Below are 17,313 nucleotides of genomic sequence, written 5' to 3'. Positions count from 1 at the left end.
CCTGATTCCGACCCCTACCCAGGTCGTAGTCGACCCTGACCGGAGTCAGGGTCGGACCTCGGGGTGCCCCCTGCCCGACCCCTACCCCGGACGGATGCGGGGGCCGCGGGTCGCTGCCTACGCTGGGCCCCGTGCCACTGCCCCGGATCGCCCGCACCCGACGCGGCCACGTCTGGGGCGAGGTGTGGCGCGTCTCCGTCGCCGTGCTCTTCGGGGCGGCCCTGTGGGGCTCGGTCCAGGCCCAGCTCGACCACCGCGGCGTCGAGCCGACCCTCGGCAAGGACTGGCTGCTCGTCGACGCCGCCGTCGGCCTCGCCTGTGCCGTGCTGCTGCTCTGGCGGCGGCGGTACCCACGGACGGTCGCGTGGGTCACCGCGCTGGCGTCGGCGGTGTCCATGGCCGCCGTCGGCGCGAGCATCCTCGCGCTCGTGTCGCTGGCGACGCGTCGGCGCTGGCGCGAGCTCGCGGCGGTGGCGGTGCCCTTCCTCGGGGCCGGGTTCGTCAACGCGCTGCTCTACCCCACCGAGGACTCGGCGGCCAGCGTGTCGGGGATCGTCATCTCGGTGCTCATCCTGGCGGCCAGCCTCGCGAGCGGGTGGGCCATCGGCGAGCGCCGGGCCTTCGTCGCCGCGCTGCACGAGCGCGCCCTCACGGCCGAGCGCGAGCAGGCGATGCGCGTCGCCCAGGCCCGCGTCGCCGAGCGCACGCGCATCGCCCGCGAGATGCACGACGTGCTCGCCCACCGGATCTCCCTGGTGGCCATGCACTCCGGCGCCCTGGCCTACCGCGACGACCTGAGCCGCGAGGAGGTCACCGCCACGGCGGAGGTCATCCGCTCGAGCGCCAACCAGGCGCTGTCCGAGCTGCGCGACGTGCTCGGCGTGCTCCGCGACGTGCCACTGCCGAGCAGGCCCGACGCAGCGGGTTCTCCTGACGCGCAGAAGGTTCCGGACGCGTCGGTGCCGGAGCGGCCGCAGCCGACGCTCCACGACGTCGAGGAGCTCGTCGCCGAGGCGCGGGCCGCCGGGACCGACGTCGTGCTCGAGCAGTCCGGCAACGCCGCGGCGGTCCCGGACCGGGTGTCGCGCAACGCCTACCGGATCGTCCAGGAGAGCCTGACGAACGCCCGCAAGCACGCCCCGGGCCGACGCGCCACGGTGACCCTCGCGGTCGTGGCCACCGCCGAGGGGGCGGGGCGGGTCGACGTCACCGTCCGCACCCCGGCCGGGGCCACGGTCGGCGCCCCGGCCGGCGGTGACGGGTCCGCGGCCGGAGTGACCGGCAGCGGCCTGGGGCTCCTCGGGCTCACCGAGCGCGCCGTGCTCTCCGGCGGAGAGCTGACCTACGGCCCCGACCGGCGGGGGGACTTCGTCGTCGCGGCCCGGCTACCGTGGGCGTCGTGACGGGGGTCGAGAGCTCGGGGCAGGATGCGGCGACCCGCGTCGTCATCGTCGACGACGACGCGCTCGTGCGGGCCGGGCTGCGGATGATCCTCGGCGGCGCACCCGACGTCGAGGTCGTGGCCGAGGCCGGCGACGGCATCGACGGCGAGGCCGTCGTGCGCGAGCACCGCCCCGACGTCGTCCTCATGGACATCCGGATGCCGCGCCGCGACGGGCTCGAGACGACCCGCCGCCTCCTCGACACCGCAGATGCCGCCGCCGCCACCGGCGCCGGCGCCGCCCCGCGCGTCATCGTGCTGACGACGTTCGACGCCGACGACATGGTCGTGCAGGCGCTGCGCGCGGGCGCCAGCGGCTTCCTGCTCAAGGACACCGAGCCGCGTCGGCTCGTCGAGGCGGTCCGGCTCGTCGCGGCCGGCGAGCCGATCCTGTCCCCGAGCGTCGCGGCGGCGCTCATGGCCCGCGTCGCGGCCGACCCGGACCCCGACGCCGGCGAGGCCCGCCGCACAGCCGCGCTGGGACGGCTTGCCCTCCTGACCGACCGCGAGCGCGAGGTGGCCGTCGCGGTGGGTCGCGGGCTGTCGAACGCCGAGATCTCGCGCGAGCTGTACCTGTCGGTACCCACGGTCAAGGCGCACGTGTCGAAGGTGCTCGAGAAGCTCGGCGGCCTCAACCGCGTCCAGGTCGCGATCACGGTGCACGAGGCCGGGCTCGTCTGACCGGCGGGAAAATGGATGGACGCCGCGCGCCGGCGCCCCTAGGGTCTCGTCCCGTGTGGATCTCCTGATGCCTCGAGCCCGCCCGCCCGGCTGACGTCCGACGCCTGACGCGTCCGTCCCCGGCGGGGCCCTGCCGACCGTCAAGGACCTCGCTCATGTCTTCCATGCCGTCCACCACCCTCACCGTCTCCGGCCTCGACGTCGCCTTCGGCGCCCGCGTCCTCTTCTCGGGCCTCGACCTGACGCTCACCGGCGGCGAGGTCGTCGCCGTCGTCGGGCCCAACGGCTCCGGCAAGTCGACGCTGATGCGCACCCTCGTCGGCGAGCTGCCGATCGAGGGCGGCTCGGTCCGCGTCGCCCCCGCCGACGCGACGATCGCCTGGCTGCCGCAGGTTCTCCCCGACTCCCAGGAGTCGCTGCTCGCCTACGCGCGGCGCCGCACCGGCGTCGGTGCTGCCGACGTCGAGCTCGAGGCGGCGTCGGCCGCCCTGGCCGAGGGCGCCCCCGGCGCCGAGGACCGGTACGCGCTCGCCCTCGAGCGGTGGCTCGCACTCGGTGCCGCCGACCTCGAGGAGCGCCTGCCCGAGGTGTCGGCGCGCGTCGGCCTCGACGTCGACGCGTCGCGTCCGCTCGGCACGCTCTCGGGCGGGCAGGCGGCGCGGGCCAGCCTCGTCGCCGTGCTGCTCAGCCAGTACGACGTGCTGCTGCTCGACGAGCCGACCAACGACCTCGACGCGCGCGGCCTCGACCTCATGGCCGAGTTCGTCCGGTCGCACGACGGGCCGGTGCTCGTCGCGAGCCACGACCGCGCCTTCCTCGACCGCGTCACGACGAGCGTCGTCGAGCTCGACCTGCCGCAGCAGCGGATCGGCCACTACACCGGCACGTACAGCGACTTCGTCGAGCAGCGCGCGCTCGCCCGGTCGCAGGCGTGGGACGCCTACGAGGAGTACGCGTCCGACCGCGACGCCCTCCTCGGCCAGGCCCGGCAGCGCGCCGACTGGGCGGTCAAGGGCCGCACCGGCCCGAAGGCGACGAAGGAGCCGGACAAGCACATCCGCGAGAAGCACCGCGCCCGCGCCGACCGGCAGGCCGCCAAGGGGGCGCGTCTCGAGCGGGCGGCCGACCGGCTCACGGTCGTCGACCAACCGCGCAAGGAGTGGCAGCTGCGCTACTCGATCACCGAGGGGCGGCCGTCGGCCGACGTCGTCGCGACGCTGTCCGACGCGGTCGTCGAGCGGCACGGGTTCCGGCTCGGGCCGGTGTCGCTGACGCTCGGCCGCGGCGACCGCGTGGCCCTCGTCGGCGACAACGGCAGCGGCAAGACGACGCTGCTCGGCGCGCTCCTCGGCGACCTCCCGCTGACGTCAGGGCGCCAGACGCTCGGCACCCGCGTGTCCGTCGGCGTGCTCGACCAGCGCCGCCAGCTCCTCGACACCGACGCCACGGTGCTCGACGTCGTGCGCCGCGAGCTCGGGCCGCACCCGCGGACCGGGTCGGACCGGCCGGTCGGCGAGGTGCGGACGCTGCTGGCGAAGTTCGGCCTCGGGGCCGAGCACGTGGGCCGCCCGGCACGGAGCCTGTCGATGGGTGAGCGGACCCGCGCCCTCATGGCCCTGTTCCAGGGCCGCGAGGTCAACGTCCTCGTGCTCGACGAGCCGACCAACCACCTCGACGTCGCGGCCATCGAGCAGCTCGAGGGCGCCGTGGCGGCCTTCAGCGGCACCGTGCTCGTCGTCAGCCACGACGAGGCGTTGCTCGACGGCCTGGGGCTGACGCACCGCTGGGTCGTCAGGGCCGGGCGCGTCCGCGTCGAGGCGCTGTAGCCGCCGGGCGCGCCGGGGTCGTCAGCGGGTGACGCTGCGGCCCCGGCTCCAGCGCCAGGCCGCGGTCACGACGAGGGCGCCGACGACGGAGCCGATGATGCCGCTCGGGCGCAGCTCGAGCCCGTCGCCCGACAGGAGGCTCGCGAGCAGGCCGCCGACGAACGAGCCGACGAGGCCGGCCACGATTGCCATCGTCCAGTCGATGCCCGTGGAGCCCTTGCCGAGGATGAGCTGCGCCGCTGCGCCGACCAGCATTCCGAAGAGGATGATGGCGATGATGAGCATGGTTCGAGGGTAGGCCCCCGCCTCCTCGGGCGCCCCCGGTTCGCGGCACCCGCCCCGTCCCCTCCCGCTGGGGCCGGATTTGCGCCACGCTGAGGACATGCCCGCCACCACGGTCGTCCTGTTCGGCGCCACCGGGGACCTCGCCAAGCGCAAGCTGCTCCCCGGCATGCTCCACCTGCACGAGACGCAGCTGCTCGAGGGCCTGCGCGTCGTCGCCACCAGCCTCGACGACCTCTCCCGCGACGAGTTCCTCGACCTCGTCTTCACCTCGATCCGCGAGCACTCGAGCCACGACGTCACCGACGACGACCTGCGCGAGTTCGCCGACCGCATCCACTGGGTTCCGGGTTCGGCCGGCCCACAAGGGATCCGGGCCGCCGTCGAGGAGTCCGAGGAGATCCTCGGGCCGGACGCGTGGCGGTTGCACTACCTGTCGGTGCCCCCGAAGGCGGCGCTGGCCGTCGTGCGGCAGCTCGAGGAGGCCAAGCTCGTCGAGCGCAGCCGGATCATCATGGAGAAGCCGTTCGGCACCGACCTCGCGAGCGCCCGCGCCCTCAACGCCGAGCTGCACGAGGTGTTCGCCGAGGAGCAGATCTTCCGCATCGACCACTTCCTCGGCAAGGAGGCGGCCCAGAACATCCTCGCCTTCCGGTTCGCCAACGGCCTCTTCGAGCCGATCTGGCACCGCAACCACATCGACCACATCCAGATCGACGTGCCCGAGACGCTCGGCCTGTCCCAGCGCGCCGACTTCTACGAGGGCACCGGCGCCTACCGCGACATGGTCGTGACCCACCTGTTCCAGGTGCTCGCGTTCACGGCGATGGAGCCGCCGACCTCGCTCGAGCCGCACGCCATCAGCGAGGAGAAGAACAAGGTCTTCCGGTCGATGGCGCTCATCGACCCGCACGACGTCGTCCGCGGCCAGTACGTCGGCTACCGCGACGAGCCCGGCGTCCGGGCCGACAGCGACACCGAGACGTTCGTCGCGCTCAAGTGCTTCGTCGACAACTGGCGCTGGGCCGGCGTGCCGTTCTTCCTGCGCACCGGCAAGCGCCTCGCCGAGGGCTCGCGCATCATCTCCATCGCCTTCAAGGAGCCGCCGCGCTCGATGTTCCCGGCCGGCTCCGGCGTCGGCGACAACGGCCCGGACCACCTGACCTTCGACCTCGCGGACAAGTCGCGGATGTCGTTGTCGTTCTACGGCAAGCGCCCCGGCCCGGGCATGAAGCTCGACAAGCTGTCGATGCAGTTCTCGGTGCAGGAGACCCACTGGGCCGGCTCGGTGCTCGAGGCCTACGAGCGGCTCATCTACGACGCGGCCCGCGGCGACCGCACCCTGTTCACCTCGGCCGAGGGCATCGAGCGGCTCTGGGAGGTGAGCCAGCCGCTGCTCGACAACCCGCCGACGGTGCGGCCCTACCAGGCGGGCACGTGGGGGCCCAACCAGATCCACCAGCTCGTCGCGCCGTTCACGTGGCGGCTGCCGTTCGAGCGGCCCTGGCGCGACCCGAACGACTTCGGAGCCTGACGCTCAGTCGCGGACGGCGGCGCGGGTGAAGCCCTTGTAGCGGCTGCCCTGGTGGATGAGGTGGCCCCGGTCGCCCTCGGCCAGCTGGCCGTACTCGGAGCCGCTGACCTGCAGCTCGCGCCGCTGCCCCGAGTCCTCCTCGAACGTCACGTAGTACGTGGACGTCGAGGTGGCTCGCGCGTCCGTGCGCGTGTGCCGGCGCACGTCGGTGCGACGCGACACGACGAGTGCGTCGACGCTGCGCAATGGCGACGCCTCGTCGGCCCGCCACTGCGAGATCCCCTTGACGAGCGTGTAACCGATGCCGGCGACGACGAGCGCCGCGACGAGGCCGAAGAAGAGGAAGAACCCGGTCGGCGGGCCGGTCATGGCCGGGTCGAACGGGACGAAGTCGTCGGTGAGCATGCGGACCCCTGTGTCTCGAGCATGTGCGGTCCGCAGTATGACTGCTCGGCAGGCCCGGTGGGTTGCATTCGCGAACCCTCGACGTTCACTCCCCCGGGTAGACGACCCCGACCTGGCGGCGCACCTCGTCCATCGTCTCCATGACCCGCAGCGTCGCGGCGTGCGTCATGAGGGGCGACTCGGTCTCGCCGGCGACGAGGCAACGAGCGAACTCGGCTGCCTCGTAGGAGAACCCGCGCACGTCCTCGGGCAGCCCGCCCGGACGCTCGTCGAGCACCTCGTTGTCGCGGCCGACGAGGCGCAGCGTCGAACCGGCGCCGTAGAACGCGCCGGACAGCTCGAGCCGCGCGTTGGTGCCGGCGACGACGGCGGTGCACGGCGTGACTCCGGCCATGGTGCACGACAGGACGCCGTGCGCGCCGGCGGCGTTGGTCACGGAGACGGTGCTCGTGGCGTCGACGCCGAGGTCGGTGAGCGTGCCCGACGCCTTGACGGACGCGACGGACGCGACGGACGCGAGAGGCTGGGCGCCGCCGAGCACGACGTCGGCGAACGACACGGGGTAGACGCCGAGGTCGAGCAGCGCACCGCCGGCGAGCTCGGGCTGCGAGAGGCGCTCGGGGCCGTCCGGGTAGAGCCGCTGCCCGTGGTCGGCGAAGACGGCGACGACCTCGCCGATGAGACCGGACTCGACGACGTGGCGCACGACGTCGTAGTGCGGCAGGAAGCGGCTCCACATCGCCTCGACGACGAGCAGGTCGCGCCGGGCCGCGGCGTCGAGCACCTCGCGCGCCTCGGCGGCGCTGCGGGTGAAGGCCTTCTCGACGAGGACGGGCTTGCCGGCCTCGACGGCGAGCAGGGCGTGGGCCCGGTGCTCGGAGTGCGGCGAGGCGACGTAGACGGCGTCGACGTCGGGGTCGGCGACGAGGTCCTCGTAGCTGCCGTACGCACGGCCGATGCCGTACTCGTCGGCGAAGTCCCGGGCCCGGGCGTGGCTGCGCGAGCCGACGGCGACGACCTCCGAGGCGGTGCCGACCGCGACGGCCTCGGCGAAGGCGTGCGCGATGCCGCCGGGCGCGAGGACGCCCCAGCGGATGGCGGGGGCGTCGTGCGGGTCGGGGGTGCGGGCGTCGGGGAGGGCGAGCGGCACGTCGATCGGCAGCGTCATGCGTTCACGTCCCAGAGGTGGTGGCGGATGTCGTGGGCGAAGTAGACGGCGAGCGTGCCGGCCGTGAACTCCGAGCCGTTGCTGCGCACGGCGGGCCAGCCCCACTCGTCGCCGTCCGGGCGCTCGTAGCCGGCGGCCGCGGCCTCGAAGGCGGTGCGCAGCTCCTCACGCAGCACCTCGGGGTCGGCGCGCCAGTACTGCTTCTCCAGGGCGGTCGCGTCCTGGTCCCAGTCGGTGAACCGGACCACCTCGCCGCCACCGGCAAGGATCTGCTCGAGCCGGCCGCGCATGACGTCGCAGACGTCGCGCACGTGGCACGCGTACTCGACGGGCGACCAGACGCCCTCGCGCGGACGCGTCTGCGCCTGCGGGCGCGCGAGCGCCGACACGTACCGGGCCGACGCGTCGCGCAGCAGTGCCGGCACGGCCGTGGGCTCGAGCCGCGAGGGGTCGAAGCCGCAGTCGGGGCACGGCTGGCGCAGCACCCAGGTCCAGTCGGCGGTGTCGGGGGTGGCGGGACCGGGATCCTCGACGCGCAGGGGCCCGGGGCCCGTCGGCTCGCTCATGCGGGCCAGCCTAGGGCCGGCGTGCGGGGGTGGTGCCCCGCGTCCGTCCGCCGACCGGATTCCGGACGGAGCGGGGTCGGGCGATACCGTGCTCTGGTGCTCAAGGACTACCTGCCGTGGATCGTCGCCGGGGTCGTGGTCCTGGCCCTGGTCGTCGGTGGCGTGGTCTTCACGCGTGTCGCGCCCGAGGCCACGGCGACGCTGCGTCGCCGCCCCCGACCCCCGCGCGACCACTTCCGCTCCGGCGACGACGACACCCCGGTCCCGCTCAAGCGGGCCGCCGTCGTCGTCAACCCGACGAAGTTCACCGACCTGCCCTCGGTCCGCGAGCGCATCACCGTGGCCTGCCACGCGCAGGGCTGGGGCGACCCGGTCTTCTACGAGACGACGCCCGAGGACACCGGGGCCGGCCAGGCCGCGCTCGCGGTCCGTGAGGGTGTCGACCTCGTGTGCAGCCTCGGCGGCGACGGCACGGTCCGCAACGTGGCGCACGCCCTCGTCGGCACCGAGATGCCGCTCGGCATCCTGCCCGCGGGCACGGGCAACCTGCTGGCCCGCAACCTCGACCTGCCGGTGGCGCTGGAGAACGCCCTCGAGGTGGCCCTGACCGGCCGTAACCGCCGCATCGACGTCGGTGAGGTGCTCGTCGGCGCGGCGCCCGAGGACGCGTCCGGCGACGACTCCGACGACGCCGAGGACCGTCGGCCGCTGCACCACTTCCTCGTCATGAGCGGCCTCGGCATGGACGCCGAGATCATGGCCGCGACGAACGAGAACCTCAAGAAGAAGGTCGGCTGGCCGGCGTACATGGTCTCGGGCCTGAAGTCGCTCGTGTCGCCGGAGTTCCGGGTGCGCATCAAGGTCGACGACGACCTCGAGTTCCGCCGCCGGGCCCGGATGGTCGTCATCGGCAACTGCGGGCGGCTGCTCGGCGGGCTCGTGCTCATGCCGAACGCCCGGGTCGACGACGGACGCCTCGACGCCGTCATCGCCTCCCCCAAGGGCGTCGTCGGCTGGGTTCCCGTGGCGACGCGGGTGGCCACCCGCCAGCGCAAGGGGCACCCGACGCTCGACCACAAGGTGTGCCAGGAGATCCGGGTGCGCGCCGACCGGCCGATCGCCCTGCAGGTCGACGGCGACGTCATCGGCGAGGCCGCCGAGGTCTTCGCGCGGATCCGCCCGGCCGCCCTGACGGTCCGCGTCAGCCAGTCCTGACGAGCAGCTCCCCCACCACTCCCTCACGCACTGCTCCCACCACGGGAGCAGCGCGGGAGCAGTGCGTGAGGAGAGCGGGTTTGCTCAGCGGGCGCCGAGGGCGTGCTCGACGGCGAGCTGGTTGAGCGCGACGAACGCGTAGCCGGCCTCGGCGAGCGCGTCGGCGTCGACGTCCTCGTAGGCGGACCGGTCGGCGAGGAGGTCGGTGAGCGTCTCGCCCGCGCCAAGCGTCGGCTCGGCCAGCTCGAGCACCCGGCTGGCCGCGAACGCCGCCTGCACCTCGGGGTCGGCGCGGTAGGCCGCGGCCCGCTCGGCGAGCAGGACGTAGGTGCTCATGTTCGCCGCCGCGGAGGCCCAGACGCCGTCGACGTCCTCGGTGCGCGAGGGCTTGTAGTCGAAGTGGCGCGGACCCTCGTAGCGCGGGCCGCCGCCGGGGAAGCCGTTCTCGAGCAGGTCGACGGTGAAGAACGCCGAGAGCAGGTCGCCGTGGCCGAAGACGAGGTCCTGGTCGTACTTGATCGAGCGCTGGCCGTTGAGGTCGATGTGGAAGAGCTTGCCGGCCCAGAGCGCCTGCGCGATCCCGGCCGTGTAGTTGAGCCCGGCCATCTGCTCGTGCCCGACCTCGGGGTTGAGCCCGACGATGTCGCCGTGCTCGAGCTGGGCGATGAAGCCGAGGGCGTGCCCGACGGTCGGCAGGATGATGTCGCCGCGTGGCTCGTTCGGCTTGGGCTCCAAGGCGATCCGTAGGTCGTAGCCCTGCTGCTTGATGTAGGCCGCGACGGTGTCGATGCCCTCGCGGTAGCGGTCGAGCGCGGCGTTGAGGTCCTTGGCGCCGTCGTACTCGGCCCCCTCCCGGCCGCCCCACATGACGAACGTCTGTGCTCCCAGCTCGGCCGCGAGGTCGACGTTGCGGACCACCTTGCGCAGGCCGTACCGGCGAACGTCGCGGTTGTTCGAGGTGAACGCGCCGTCCTTGAAGACGGGGTGGCTGAAGGTGTTCGTCGTGACCATCTCGCACACGAGGCCGGTCTCGTCGAGGGTCTTGCGGAAGTCGGCCACGATCCGGTCCCGCTCGGCCTCGCTGCTGCCGAAGGGCACGAGGTCGTCGTCGTGGAACGTGACGCCCCACGCGCCGAGGTCGGCGAGGCGGCGGCAGGACCCGAGCGGGTCGAGGTGCGGCCGGGACGCGTCGCCGAACTGGTCGCGCGCCTCCCAGCCCACGGTCCAGAGGCCGAACGAGAACCGGTCGTCGGGGGTCGGGGTGCGGACCATGTGGGGCTCCTCCTCGAGCGGGGCGGCACCGTCGCCGCTATTTGTATGATGGAAAAACATATTGCCGGGAGGGCGGTAGGGTCAACGGGTGAGGACCGGCGCGACGACGAGCCAGGGCCCGACACGTCCGCCGGGCGGGATGGCCGACCGGGTGCGGCGCGGGGCCGTGCAGCAGGCGACGCTGCGCACCCACAACCTCTCCGAGGTGCTCCGTGCCGTCGTCGAGGCACCGGAGGCCCCGACCCGCGCTCGCATCGCCTCGGCCCTCGGCGTCACCCGGGCCACGGCCTCCGACCTCGTCGACCGTCTCATCGCTGCAGGCCTGCTCGTCGAGCTCGAGCAGGAGGCGCTCGGCCGCGCCGGACGCCCGGGCATGCTCCTCGGGGTGGGCACACGCGCGGTCGTCGGGCTCGGGCTCGAGGTCCAGGTCGACCACCTGGCGGTCCGCGCCACCGACCTCACCGGGGCCTCCGTCGCCGAGGCGCACCGCCCGGGCGACTACCGCGGCAGCGACCCCCGCGTCGTCGCCCGCCAGCTGGCCCGCCTCGCCGCCCCGATCGTCGAGGGACTCGACGGCGGCCCGCACGCGCCGGGCTCCGGCCCCGTGGTCGGCGCCTGCGTCTCGGTCCCGGCCCTCCTCGACCAGGGGCTCGTGCGCCTCGCACCGAACCTCGGCTGGCAGGACGTCGACCTCGCCGCCCTCATCGCCGCCGACGACGCCCTGCAGGGCATCGCCGTGCGCGTCGGCAACGACGCCGACCTCTCCGCCCGCGCCGAGGTGCAGGCCCGCGCGCACGCCGAGGGCACGCCCCGGGCCGCGCAGTCCTTCCTCTACGTCGCGGGCGAGGTCGGCATCGGCGGCGCGATCGTCGTCGACGGCGAGGTGTCGGCCGGCCGCGGCGGCTGGTCCGGCGAGATCGGCCACGCCGTCATCGACCGGTCCGGCCCGCGCTGCGGGTGCGGCGCGACCGGCTGCCTCGAGACCTACGCCGGGCGCGACGCCATCACCGACGCCGCCGGCCTGCCGCGCGACACCCCGGTGGCCGAGCTCGCCGCCGCGGCGTCGACCGGCCCGCGCCGCAACCGGGTCCGCCGCGCCCTCGACACCGCGGCCGAGGCCCTCGGCGTCGCGGTTGCCACGGCCCTCAACCTCGTCGACGTCGAGCACGTCGTCCTCGGTGGCGTCTACGGCGCACTCTTCGAGCACCTCGAGGGCGGCATCCGTGCCCAGATCACGACACGCGTGCTCGCGGCCCGCTGGGCCGAGGTCGCCGTCAGCCGTGCCGTAGCCGGCCCCGACGCCGCCGTCACCGGAGCGGGGCTGCGGGTGCTCGACGACGTCGTCCGCGACCCGTCGCTCTGGATGGGCGAGGCCCGGCCTCCCTCGATCAGGCGAAGAGGGCCTGGCCCCAGTGCTCCCCGTCCTTGAGGCCGGGAGGGCACGCGAACACCGCTGAGCCGGTGTGCTCGACGTACTCGTTGAGGGCGTCCTTCGCCGCGAGGGCCCGCTGCATCGGGACGAACTGCTTCTGCACGTCGCGGACGAACGCGATGAAGAAGAGGCCGGCATCGAGGTGGCCGACGCCGTCGGTGCCGTCGGTGAAGTTGTAGCCGCGACGCAGGATGCGGACGCCGCCGAGGTTGCTCGGGTGCGCCAGGCGCACGTGCGAGGCGAGCGGGATCGCGGGAGCGCCGTCGGGGCCCGCGCGCGCGAAGTCGGGCTCGGCGTGCTCCCCGCTCTGGCCCAGGGGCGCACCGTCCTTCTTGTCGCGGCCGATCGTGTCCTCCTGGTCCTGGAGGGTCGAGCGGTCCCACACCTCGATGTGCATCCGGATGCGGCGCGCGACGAGGTAGCTGCCGCCGGCCATCCACGCCCCGCCGGTCGAGGCGGTCCCGGGCTCGTCGCCCGGCGCGACCCACACGTGCTCGGTGAGCGCGTCGGCCTCCTCGGCCTTGATGTTGGCCGTGCCGTCCTTGAACCCGAACATGTTCCGCGGCGTGGCCTGCGTGGTCGAGGTCGAGGACGTGCGCCCGAAGCCGAGCTGGGACCAGCGCACCGACACGACGCCGAAGCCGAGCCGCACCAGGTTGCGCACCGCGTGGACCGCGACCTGCGGGTCGTTGGCGCACGCCTGGATGCAGAGGTCACCGCCGGAGCGACGCGGGTCGAGCGCGTCGCCGCGGAAGGCCGGCAGGTCGCGCAGGCCCTCGGGCCGGCGGTGGGCCAGGCCGAACCGGTCGTCGAAGAGCGAGGGCCCGTAACCGATGGTGATCGTCAGTCCCGACGCCGCGAGCCCGTACGCCTCGCCCGTGTCGGCGGGCGCCCGGTACGGTCCGCCGCCGACGAGGCCTCCGGGCGATGCCTCGGCCCCGGCCGTCATCCGCTCGGCGGCGCGGGTCCACTCCTGCAGCATCCGGGCCAGCTCGTCGCGGTCCTTCGTCACGACGTCGAGGGCGACGAAGTGGAGCCGGTCCTGCGCCGGGGTCACGATGCCCGCCTGGTGGGTGCCGCGGAAGGGCACCGCGGCGTCGAGCGTCGACGCCCCGACGGTGCCGGCGCCCGGGGTCCCCGACGCGTCGCCACCGCTCGAGCGCCCGGCCGCCCAGCCGGCACCCGCGCCGGCCACGGCACCCGTCGCGGCACCGGCGGCGGCGACGCCGGTGGCGCCGAGGACGTGTCGGCGGCTCGGCGTCGTCACCTCGCCTCCACGACGCCGGGGACCTTGGCGACCTGCTCGCTCAGCGCGTCGAGGGCGACCGTGAGGTCCTTGACCTGGGCCGCGGACAGGGCCGTGTAGCTGACGAACTCGCCGCCGGCCCGGTGGCGGTTCAGCATCGTGGACAGCGCCGTGAACTTCTCGTCGAGGGCCTTCTGCAGGGCCGGGTCGCGCTCGGTGACGACCGGCCGCAGCGTCGCGAGCGCCTGCTTGGAGCCCTCGAGGTTGCCGTCGAAGTCCCAGAGGTCGGTGTGGGAGTACCGCTCCTCCTCGCCGGTGATCTTGCCGGTGGCCACCTCGTCGAGCAGCGCCTTGGCGCCGTTCGCGATCGACAGCGCCGTCGGCTCGACGGTCTTGCTCTTCGCGGCGATCTCCTTGACGTCGGCGAGCAGCCGGTCGGCGATCACGCCGGAGTCCTTCTGCAGCCCGTCCTTCCACAGGTCCTTCTCGAGGCGGTGGTAGCCGGTGAAGGCCATGCCCTCGGCGGTGACGTCCTCGCGGCCGTCGATCCTCGGGTCGAGGTCGCCGAAGCTCTCGGCGACCGGCTCGATGCTCTCCCACGGGTGGCGGGCCTCGGGGTAGAGCGTCTTGGCCTTCTCGACGTCGCCGGCCTTGACCGCGGCCACGAAGGCGGCGGTCTTCGTCTCGAGCTCGTCGGCCTCGGCGGCCACGAACGCCCGGTAGTCGGCGATGGCCTTCTTCACCTTCGCGTCGGCGCTGCCGGCCGTCGCCGTGCCGGTGACGGTGAAGGACCCGCGGATGCCGTCACCGACCATGCCCGGCTTGCACGCCGTCGTGAAGGTGCCGGGCTCGGTGATCTCGACCTTGAGCTGGCGCGAGAGGCCCGGTGCGATGTTCTCCACCTCGGAGACGATGCGGTCACCCTCGGCGTAGAGGTAGAACTCGTTGACCTTGCTGCCGGCATTCGTGATCTCGAACGTGACCGTCCCGGCCCTGGCCGTCGTGGCGCTCAGCTCACACGCCGTGTCGGTGGCGTTGACGGCTATGGCTCCGGCGGCCGTCGAGCCGGACCCGCCGCCGGTCGAGCCGGAGCAGGCCGTCAGGGCGAGGGCGGCGACGGCGGCCGGGGCGACGAGGGTCGCGAGGCGCAGGGCAGGGCGGGGCATGGTTCTCCTGTGGGGCGGCGCGGGCGACGGGCGGTCGCGGGCGTGCTGGCGTGAGCTGTGGCGGGTGGCCGGCAGGCGCCGGCGGTGGCGGACGCGTCAGGCGGCGAGGGGCGTCCGGGGTGCGTCGGCGACGGCGGGCTTCGGCGGCGTCTTGACTGGGCGCAGGAAGAGCGTGAGGACGACCGCGACGTAGAGCGTCCACGCGACGGCCTGCAGCCACGTCGTGTTCGGCGAGAAGTTGAAGATGCCCTTGAGCAGGGCGCCGTACCAGCTGTCGGGGCTGATCGTGGAGCTGACGTCGAAGGCGAGGCTGTTCAGCCCGGGCAGGATGCCGGCCTCCTGGAGGTCGTGCAGGCCGTAGGCGAGGATGCCGGCCGCGACGAGGACGAGCAGGACGCCGGTGTAGCGGAAGAACGTCGCGAGGTTGATGCGCACGGCACCGCGGTAGATGAGCCAGCCGAGGACGATCGCCCCGGCGAGGCCGATGACCCAGCCGAGCAGCGGCTGGCTGTTGCCGCGTCCGGCCGCCTCGGTGGTGGCGTAGAAGAAGATCGCGGTCTCGAGGCCCTCGCGGCCGACGCCGAGGAAGGCGACGAGGACGACGGCGGCCGGGCCGAGGTCGAGGGCCTTGTCGAGGCGGCCCTTGAGCTCGCCGGAGATGGTGCGCGAGGCCGAACGCATCCAGAAGACCATGCCGGTGACGAACACGACGGCCAGGATCGAGGCCGAGCCGCCGATGAGCTCCTGCTGCTCGAAGGAGAGCTGGCTCGTGCCGTAGGTCAGCAGGGCGCCGAGCGCCACGGACAGGGCGACGGCCACGCCGACGCCGGTCCACACGTACCGCAGCGCCCACTGCCGCCCGGACTTGACGAGGAACGCGACGAGGATGACGACGACGAGGGCGGCCTCGAGGCCTTCGCGGAGCCCGATGAGCGCGTTGCTGGCGAGCACGGCGTCCTTCTTCCTGGAGGTCTTCCTGGAGGTCTTCCCGATGGTCGTCGGGTCGGCGTCCCCGGCGGGCAATTAGGGCACGCCGGACTGACGGAATTCAGGAAAGCACAGGTAAGCCTTGCCTAACAAGCCGACCCCGGCCGGTGAGACGTGGTTCACCGGGGATCCACAGGATGCGGGTGCCAGAGTGGGTGCATGAGCCCCTCCGCCGCGCCCACGGACCACCCGCCCTTCGCCGGCTTCCCGCCCGACGCCCTCGAGCTCTACGCCGGCCTCGAGGCCGACAACTCGCGCACGTACTGGCAGGACCACAAGGGCACCTACGAGGCCGCGGTCCGCGAGCCGATGCTCGCCCTGCTCGACGCCCTCGAGGACGAGTTCGGCCCGGCCAAGCTCTTCCGGCCCAACCGCGACATCCGCTTCAGCGCCGACAAGTCGCCGTACAAGACCCACCAGGGCGCCTTCGTCGCCGACGCCCGGGGCGGCGGCTGGTACGTGCAGGTGAGCGCCGACGGGCTCCTCGCCGGCGGCGGGTTCCGCGCGCACAGCCCGGCCGAGACGAAACGGTTCCGCGCCGCGGTCGACGCGCCCGCGTCCGGCGTCGCGCTGGAGAAGCTGTTGGCGTCGTTGTCGCGCAAGGGATTCGAGCAGCACGGCGAGGCCGTCAAGACCACGCCACGCGGCTACTCCGCCGACCACCCGCGCATCGACACGCTGCGGCTCAAGGAGGTCATGGTGACCCGCCCCTTCGGCGAGCCCGAGTGGCTCGGCACGAAGCGCACCCTGACCGAGGTGCGCCAGGTCTGGCGCGACGTCCGCCCACTCGTCGAGTGGGTCGCCGCCCACGTGGCCGACGGCCCGCTACGTTGAGCCCCGTGACCCAGCGCAGTGCACGCGTCGACGCGTACGTCATCGGCGGCGGACCCGCCGGCCTCGCCACCGCCGCGGCCCTGCGGCACCGGGGCCTGCACGGCGTCGTCCTCGAGCGCAGCGACGGCGTCGGCACCTCGTGGCGCGGGCACTACGACCGGCTCCACCTGCACACCCCGCGCGAGCTGTCCGGCCTGCCGGGCCTGCCGATCCCGCGCGAGATGGGCCGCTGGGTGGCCCGCGACGACGTCGTGCGCTACCTCGAGCAGTACGCCGCCCACCACGACCTCGACGTGCGCACCGGCGCCGAGGTGGCCCGCGTCGACCGTGCGCCCGCCCACCCCGGCTGGGGCGAGGCGTGGACCGTGACCCTCGCCGACGGCTCGACGCTGACGGCGCCCTACGTCGTGGTCGCGACGGGCTTCAACCACACGCCGCGCGAGCCCGACGTGCCGGGCCTCGATGCCTGGCCCGGCGAGGTCGTCCGCGCCCGCGACTACCGCACCGGCGCGGCCTACGCGGGCCGCGACGTGCTCGTCGTCGGCACCGGCAACACCGGCACCGAGATCGCCGTCGACCTCACCGAGCAGGGAGCCGCGCGGGTGCGGATGGCCGTGCGCACCGTGCCGCACATCCTGCGCCGCAACCGCGGGCCGGTGGCCGCCCAGTACACCGGCATCGCCGTGCGCCGCCTGCCCACGGCCCTCGTCGACGCCGTCGCGCCGTGGGTCGAGCGGCTCCAGGTGCCCGACCTGTCCGAGCACGGCCTCCCCCGCCCCGACACCGGGCTGTTGACCCGCGTCGAGCGCGACAACGCCATCCCCGTGCAGGACGTCGGCATCATCGACGCCGTCCGCTCCGGTGCGGTCGAGCCCGTCGCGGCCCTGGCCTCGGTCGAGGGCGAGGACGTCGTGCTCGCCGACGGCAGTCGCATCCGCCCCGACGTCGTCGTGCTCGCCACCGGGTACGACCAGGGCCTCGAGCCGATGCTCGGGCACCTCGGCGTGCTCGACGCCAGGGGCCGACCGGTCGAGCGGGGCGGCGCCACGGCCCGGGGTGCCCGCGGCCTCTGGTACACCGGCTACACCAACCCCATCTCGGGCATGCTCCGCGAGATCGCCATCGACGCGCGCAAGATCGCCCTCGCCATGGCGATGGCCAAGCGCCGCGACACCAGGGCGCTGCGCTCCGCCTGACGCTCACCGCCCCGTCCCGTCTCTTCATCCACCTACTTGTCATACAAGTTAATGACTCATAC

At 73.8% G+C, this 17,313-nt stretch carries 16 protein-coding genes; 8 read left to right on the top strand and 8 right to left on the bottom strand.

Annotation, left to right across the window (positions count from 1 at the left end):
- The first annotated feature begins 131 nt into the window (after nucleotides 1–131).
- From BIV28_RS09530 to BIV28_RS09520, 3 genes are all read left to right on the top strand, one after another.
- Nucleotides 132–1,403 carry a sensor histidine kinase gene (locus tag BIV28_RS09530; RefSeq protein ID WP_207555884.1) on the top strand — a complete coding sequence of 424 codons (1,272 nt, stop codon included), beginning with the start codon at nucleotides 132–134 and terminating at the stop codon, nucleotides 1,401–1,403.
- Nucleotides 1,391–2,122, top strand: coding sequence for a response regulator (locus tag BIV28_RS09525; protein WP_207555883.1), 732 nt, complete (start codon nucleotides 1,391–1,393; stop codon nucleotides 2,120–2,122). The genes BIV28_RS09530 and BIV28_RS09525 overlap by 13 nt, the downstream gene beginning before the upstream one ends.
- Nucleotides 2,123–2,277: 155 nt before the next feature.
- A complete protein-coding gene (locus tag BIV28_RS09520; RefSeq protein WP_242652874.1) occupies nucleotides 2,278–3,948 on the top strand; it encodes an ABC-F family ATP-binding cassette domain-containing protein in 1,671 nt (556 codons plus the stop codon).
- 21 nt (nucleotides 3,949–3,969) lie between these two features.
- Here BIV28_RS09520 and BIV28_RS09515 read toward each other — a convergent pair whose 3' ends face one another.
- Nucleotides 3,970–4,233, bottom strand: coding sequence for a GlsB/YeaQ/YmgE family stress response membrane protein (locus BIV28_RS09515; RefSeq protein WP_076261298.1), 264 nt, complete (start codon nucleotides 4,231–4,233; stop codon nucleotides 3,970–3,972).
- Between the two features lie 97 nt (nucleotides 4,234–4,330).
- Between BIV28_RS09515 and zwf the strand changes: the two genes are divergently transcribed.
- Nucleotides 4,331–5,764: a glucose-6-phosphate dehydrogenase gene (gene zwf / locus BIV28_RS09510; protein ID WP_076261297.1), complete on the top strand. Its 1,434-nt coding sequence runs from the start codon at nucleotides 4,331–4,333 to the stop codon at nucleotides 5,762–5,764.
- Nucleotides 5,765–5,767: 3 nt separating this feature from the next.
- On the opposite strand, the gene BIV28_RS09505 is transcribed toward zwf, so the two are convergent.
- From BIV28_RS09505 to BIV28_RS09495, 3 genes are all read right to left on the bottom strand, one after another.
- Nucleotides 5,768–6,169 (bottom strand): DUF2500 domain-containing protein, encoded by a 402-nt coding sequence (locus BIV28_RS09505; protein WP_207555882.1) that lies wholly within the window; start codon nucleotides 6,167–6,169, stop codon nucleotides 5,768–5,770.
- Nucleotides 6,170–6,254: 85 nt separating this feature from the next.
- On the bottom strand, nucleotides 6,255–7,337 hold the full coding sequence (locus BIV28_RS09500) for a Gfo/Idh/MocA family protein (protein WP_076261295.1): 1,083 nt from the start codon (nucleotides 7,335–7,337) through the stop codon (nucleotides 6,255–6,257).
- Entirely contained in the window at nucleotides 7,334–7,903 is a 570-nt protein-coding gene (locus BIV28_RS09495) for a DinB family protein (protein WP_076261293.1), read from the bottom strand. Before BIV28_RS09495 ends, BIV28_RS09500 begins: the two co-directional genes overlap by 4 nt.
- A gap of 96 nt (nucleotides 7,904–7,999) precedes the next feature.
- Between BIV28_RS09495 and BIV28_RS09490 the strand changes: the two genes are divergently transcribed.
- A complete protein-coding gene (locus tag BIV28_RS09490; protein ID WP_076261291.1) occupies nucleotides 8,000–9,118 on the top strand; it encodes a diacylglycerol/lipid kinase family protein in 1,119 nt (372 codons plus the stop codon).
- An 84-nt stretch (nucleotides 9,119–9,202) separates the two neighbouring features.
- On the opposite strand, the gene xylA is transcribed toward BIV28_RS09490, so the two are convergent.
- Nucleotides 9,203–10,390 (bottom strand): xylose isomerase, encoded by a 1,188-nt coding sequence (gene xylA, locus BIV28_RS09485; protein ID WP_076261289.1) that lies wholly within the window; start codon nucleotides 10,388–10,390, stop codon nucleotides 9,203–9,205.
- A gap of 88 nt (nucleotides 10,391–10,478) precedes the next feature.
- Here xylA and BIV28_RS09480 point away from each other — a divergent pair, with 88 nt between their 5' ends.
- Nucleotides 10,479–11,819: an ROK family transcriptional regulator gene (locus BIV28_RS09480; protein WP_207555881.1), complete on the top strand. Its 1,341-nt coding sequence runs from the start codon at nucleotides 10,479–10,481 to the stop codon at nucleotides 11,817–11,819.
- On the opposite strand, the gene efeB is transcribed toward BIV28_RS09480, so the two are convergent.
- The 3 genes from efeB to efeU form a co-directional block, all read right to left on the bottom strand.
- The gene (gene efeB, locus BIV28_RS09475) at nucleotides 11,779–13,089 is read right to left on the bottom strand and encodes an iron uptake transporter deferrochelatase/peroxidase subunit (RefSeq protein ID WP_076261287.1); all 1,311 of its coding nucleotides are present in this window, start codon (nucleotides 13,087–13,089) and stop codon (nucleotides 11,779–11,781) included. The genes BIV28_RS09480 and efeB overlap by 41 nt on opposite strands.
- On the bottom strand, nucleotides 13,086–14,234 hold the full coding sequence (efeO, locus tag BIV28_RS09470) for an iron uptake system protein EfeO (protein WP_207555880.1): 1,149 nt from the start codon (nucleotides 14,232–14,234) through the stop codon (nucleotides 13,086–13,088). The genes efeB and efeO overlap by 4 nt, the downstream gene beginning before the upstream one ends.
- A gap of 96 nt (nucleotides 14,235–14,330) precedes the next feature.
- Complete coding sequence (gene efeU / locus BIV28_RS09465; protein WP_076261286.1) at nucleotides 14,331–15,185, bottom strand: iron uptake transporter permease EfeU; 855 nt, start codon at nucleotides 15,183–15,185, stop codon at nucleotides 14,331–14,333.
- 195 nt (nucleotides 15,186–15,380) lie between these two features.
- Between efeU and BIV28_RS09460 the strand changes: the two genes are divergently transcribed.
- Nucleotides 15,381–16,055, top strand: coding sequence for a DUF2461 domain-containing protein (locus BIV28_RS09460; protein ID WP_076261284.1), 675 nt, complete (start codon nucleotides 15,381–15,383; stop codon nucleotides 16,053–16,055).
- Between the two features lie 5 nt (nucleotides 16,056–16,060).
- Nucleotides 16,061–17,251, top strand: a complete 1,191-nt coding sequence (locus tag BIV28_RS09455; RefSeq protein WP_083707199.1) for a flavin-containing monooxygenase — start codon at nucleotides 16,061–16,063, stop codon at nucleotides 17,249–17,251.
- Nucleotides 17,252–17,313 lie beyond the last annotated feature (62 nt).

Origin of the sequence: Intrasporangium flavum (assembly GCF_001956915.1) — a bacterium.
GTDB lineage: Bacteria > Actinomycetota > Actinomycetes > Actinomycetales > Dermatophilaceae > Monashia > Monashia flava.
The sequence above is the reverse complement of the archived record's forward strand: the minus strand, read 5'-3'. Positions and strand labels throughout refer to the sequence as shown.

Excerpts from the sequence above, each read along its gene's own strand:
- xylA (WP_076261289.1), bottom strand. The coding sequence starts at position 10,390 with ATGGTCCGCACCCCGACCCCCGACGACCGGTTCTCGTTCGGCCTCTGG.
- efeO (WP_207555880.1), bottom strand. The coding sequence starts at position 14,234 with ATGCCCCGCCCTGCCCTGCGCCTCGCGACCCTCGTCGCCCCGGCCGCC.
- BIV28_RS09460 (WP_076261284.1), top strand. The coding sequence starts at position 15,381 with ATGAGCCCCTCCGCCGCGCCCACGGACCACCCGCCCTTCGCCGGCTTC.
- BIV28_RS09500 (WP_076261295.1), bottom strand. The coding sequence starts at position 7,337 with ATGACGCTGCCGATCGACGTGCCGCTCGCCCTCCCCGACGCCCGCACC.
- BIV28_RS09520 (WP_242652874.1), top strand. The coding sequence starts at position 2,278 with ATGTCTTCCATGCCGTCCACCACCCTCACCGTCTCCGGCCTCGACGTC.
- BIV28_RS09495 (WP_076261293.1), bottom strand. The coding sequence starts at position 7,903 with ATGAGCGAGCCGACGGGCCCCGGGCCCCTGCGCGTCGAGGATCCCGGT.
- BIV28_RS09505 (WP_207555882.1), bottom strand. The coding sequence starts at position 6,169 with ATGCTCACCGACGACTTCGTCCCGTTCGACCCGGCCATGACCGGCCCG.
- BIV28_RS09515 (WP_076261298.1), bottom strand. The coding sequence starts at position 4,233 with ATGCTCATCATCGCCATCATCCTCTTCGGAATGCTGGTCGGCGCAGCG.
- zwf (WP_076261297.1), top strand. The coding sequence starts at position 4,331 with ATGCCCGCCACCACGGTCGTCCTGTTCGGCGCCACCGGGGACCTCGCC.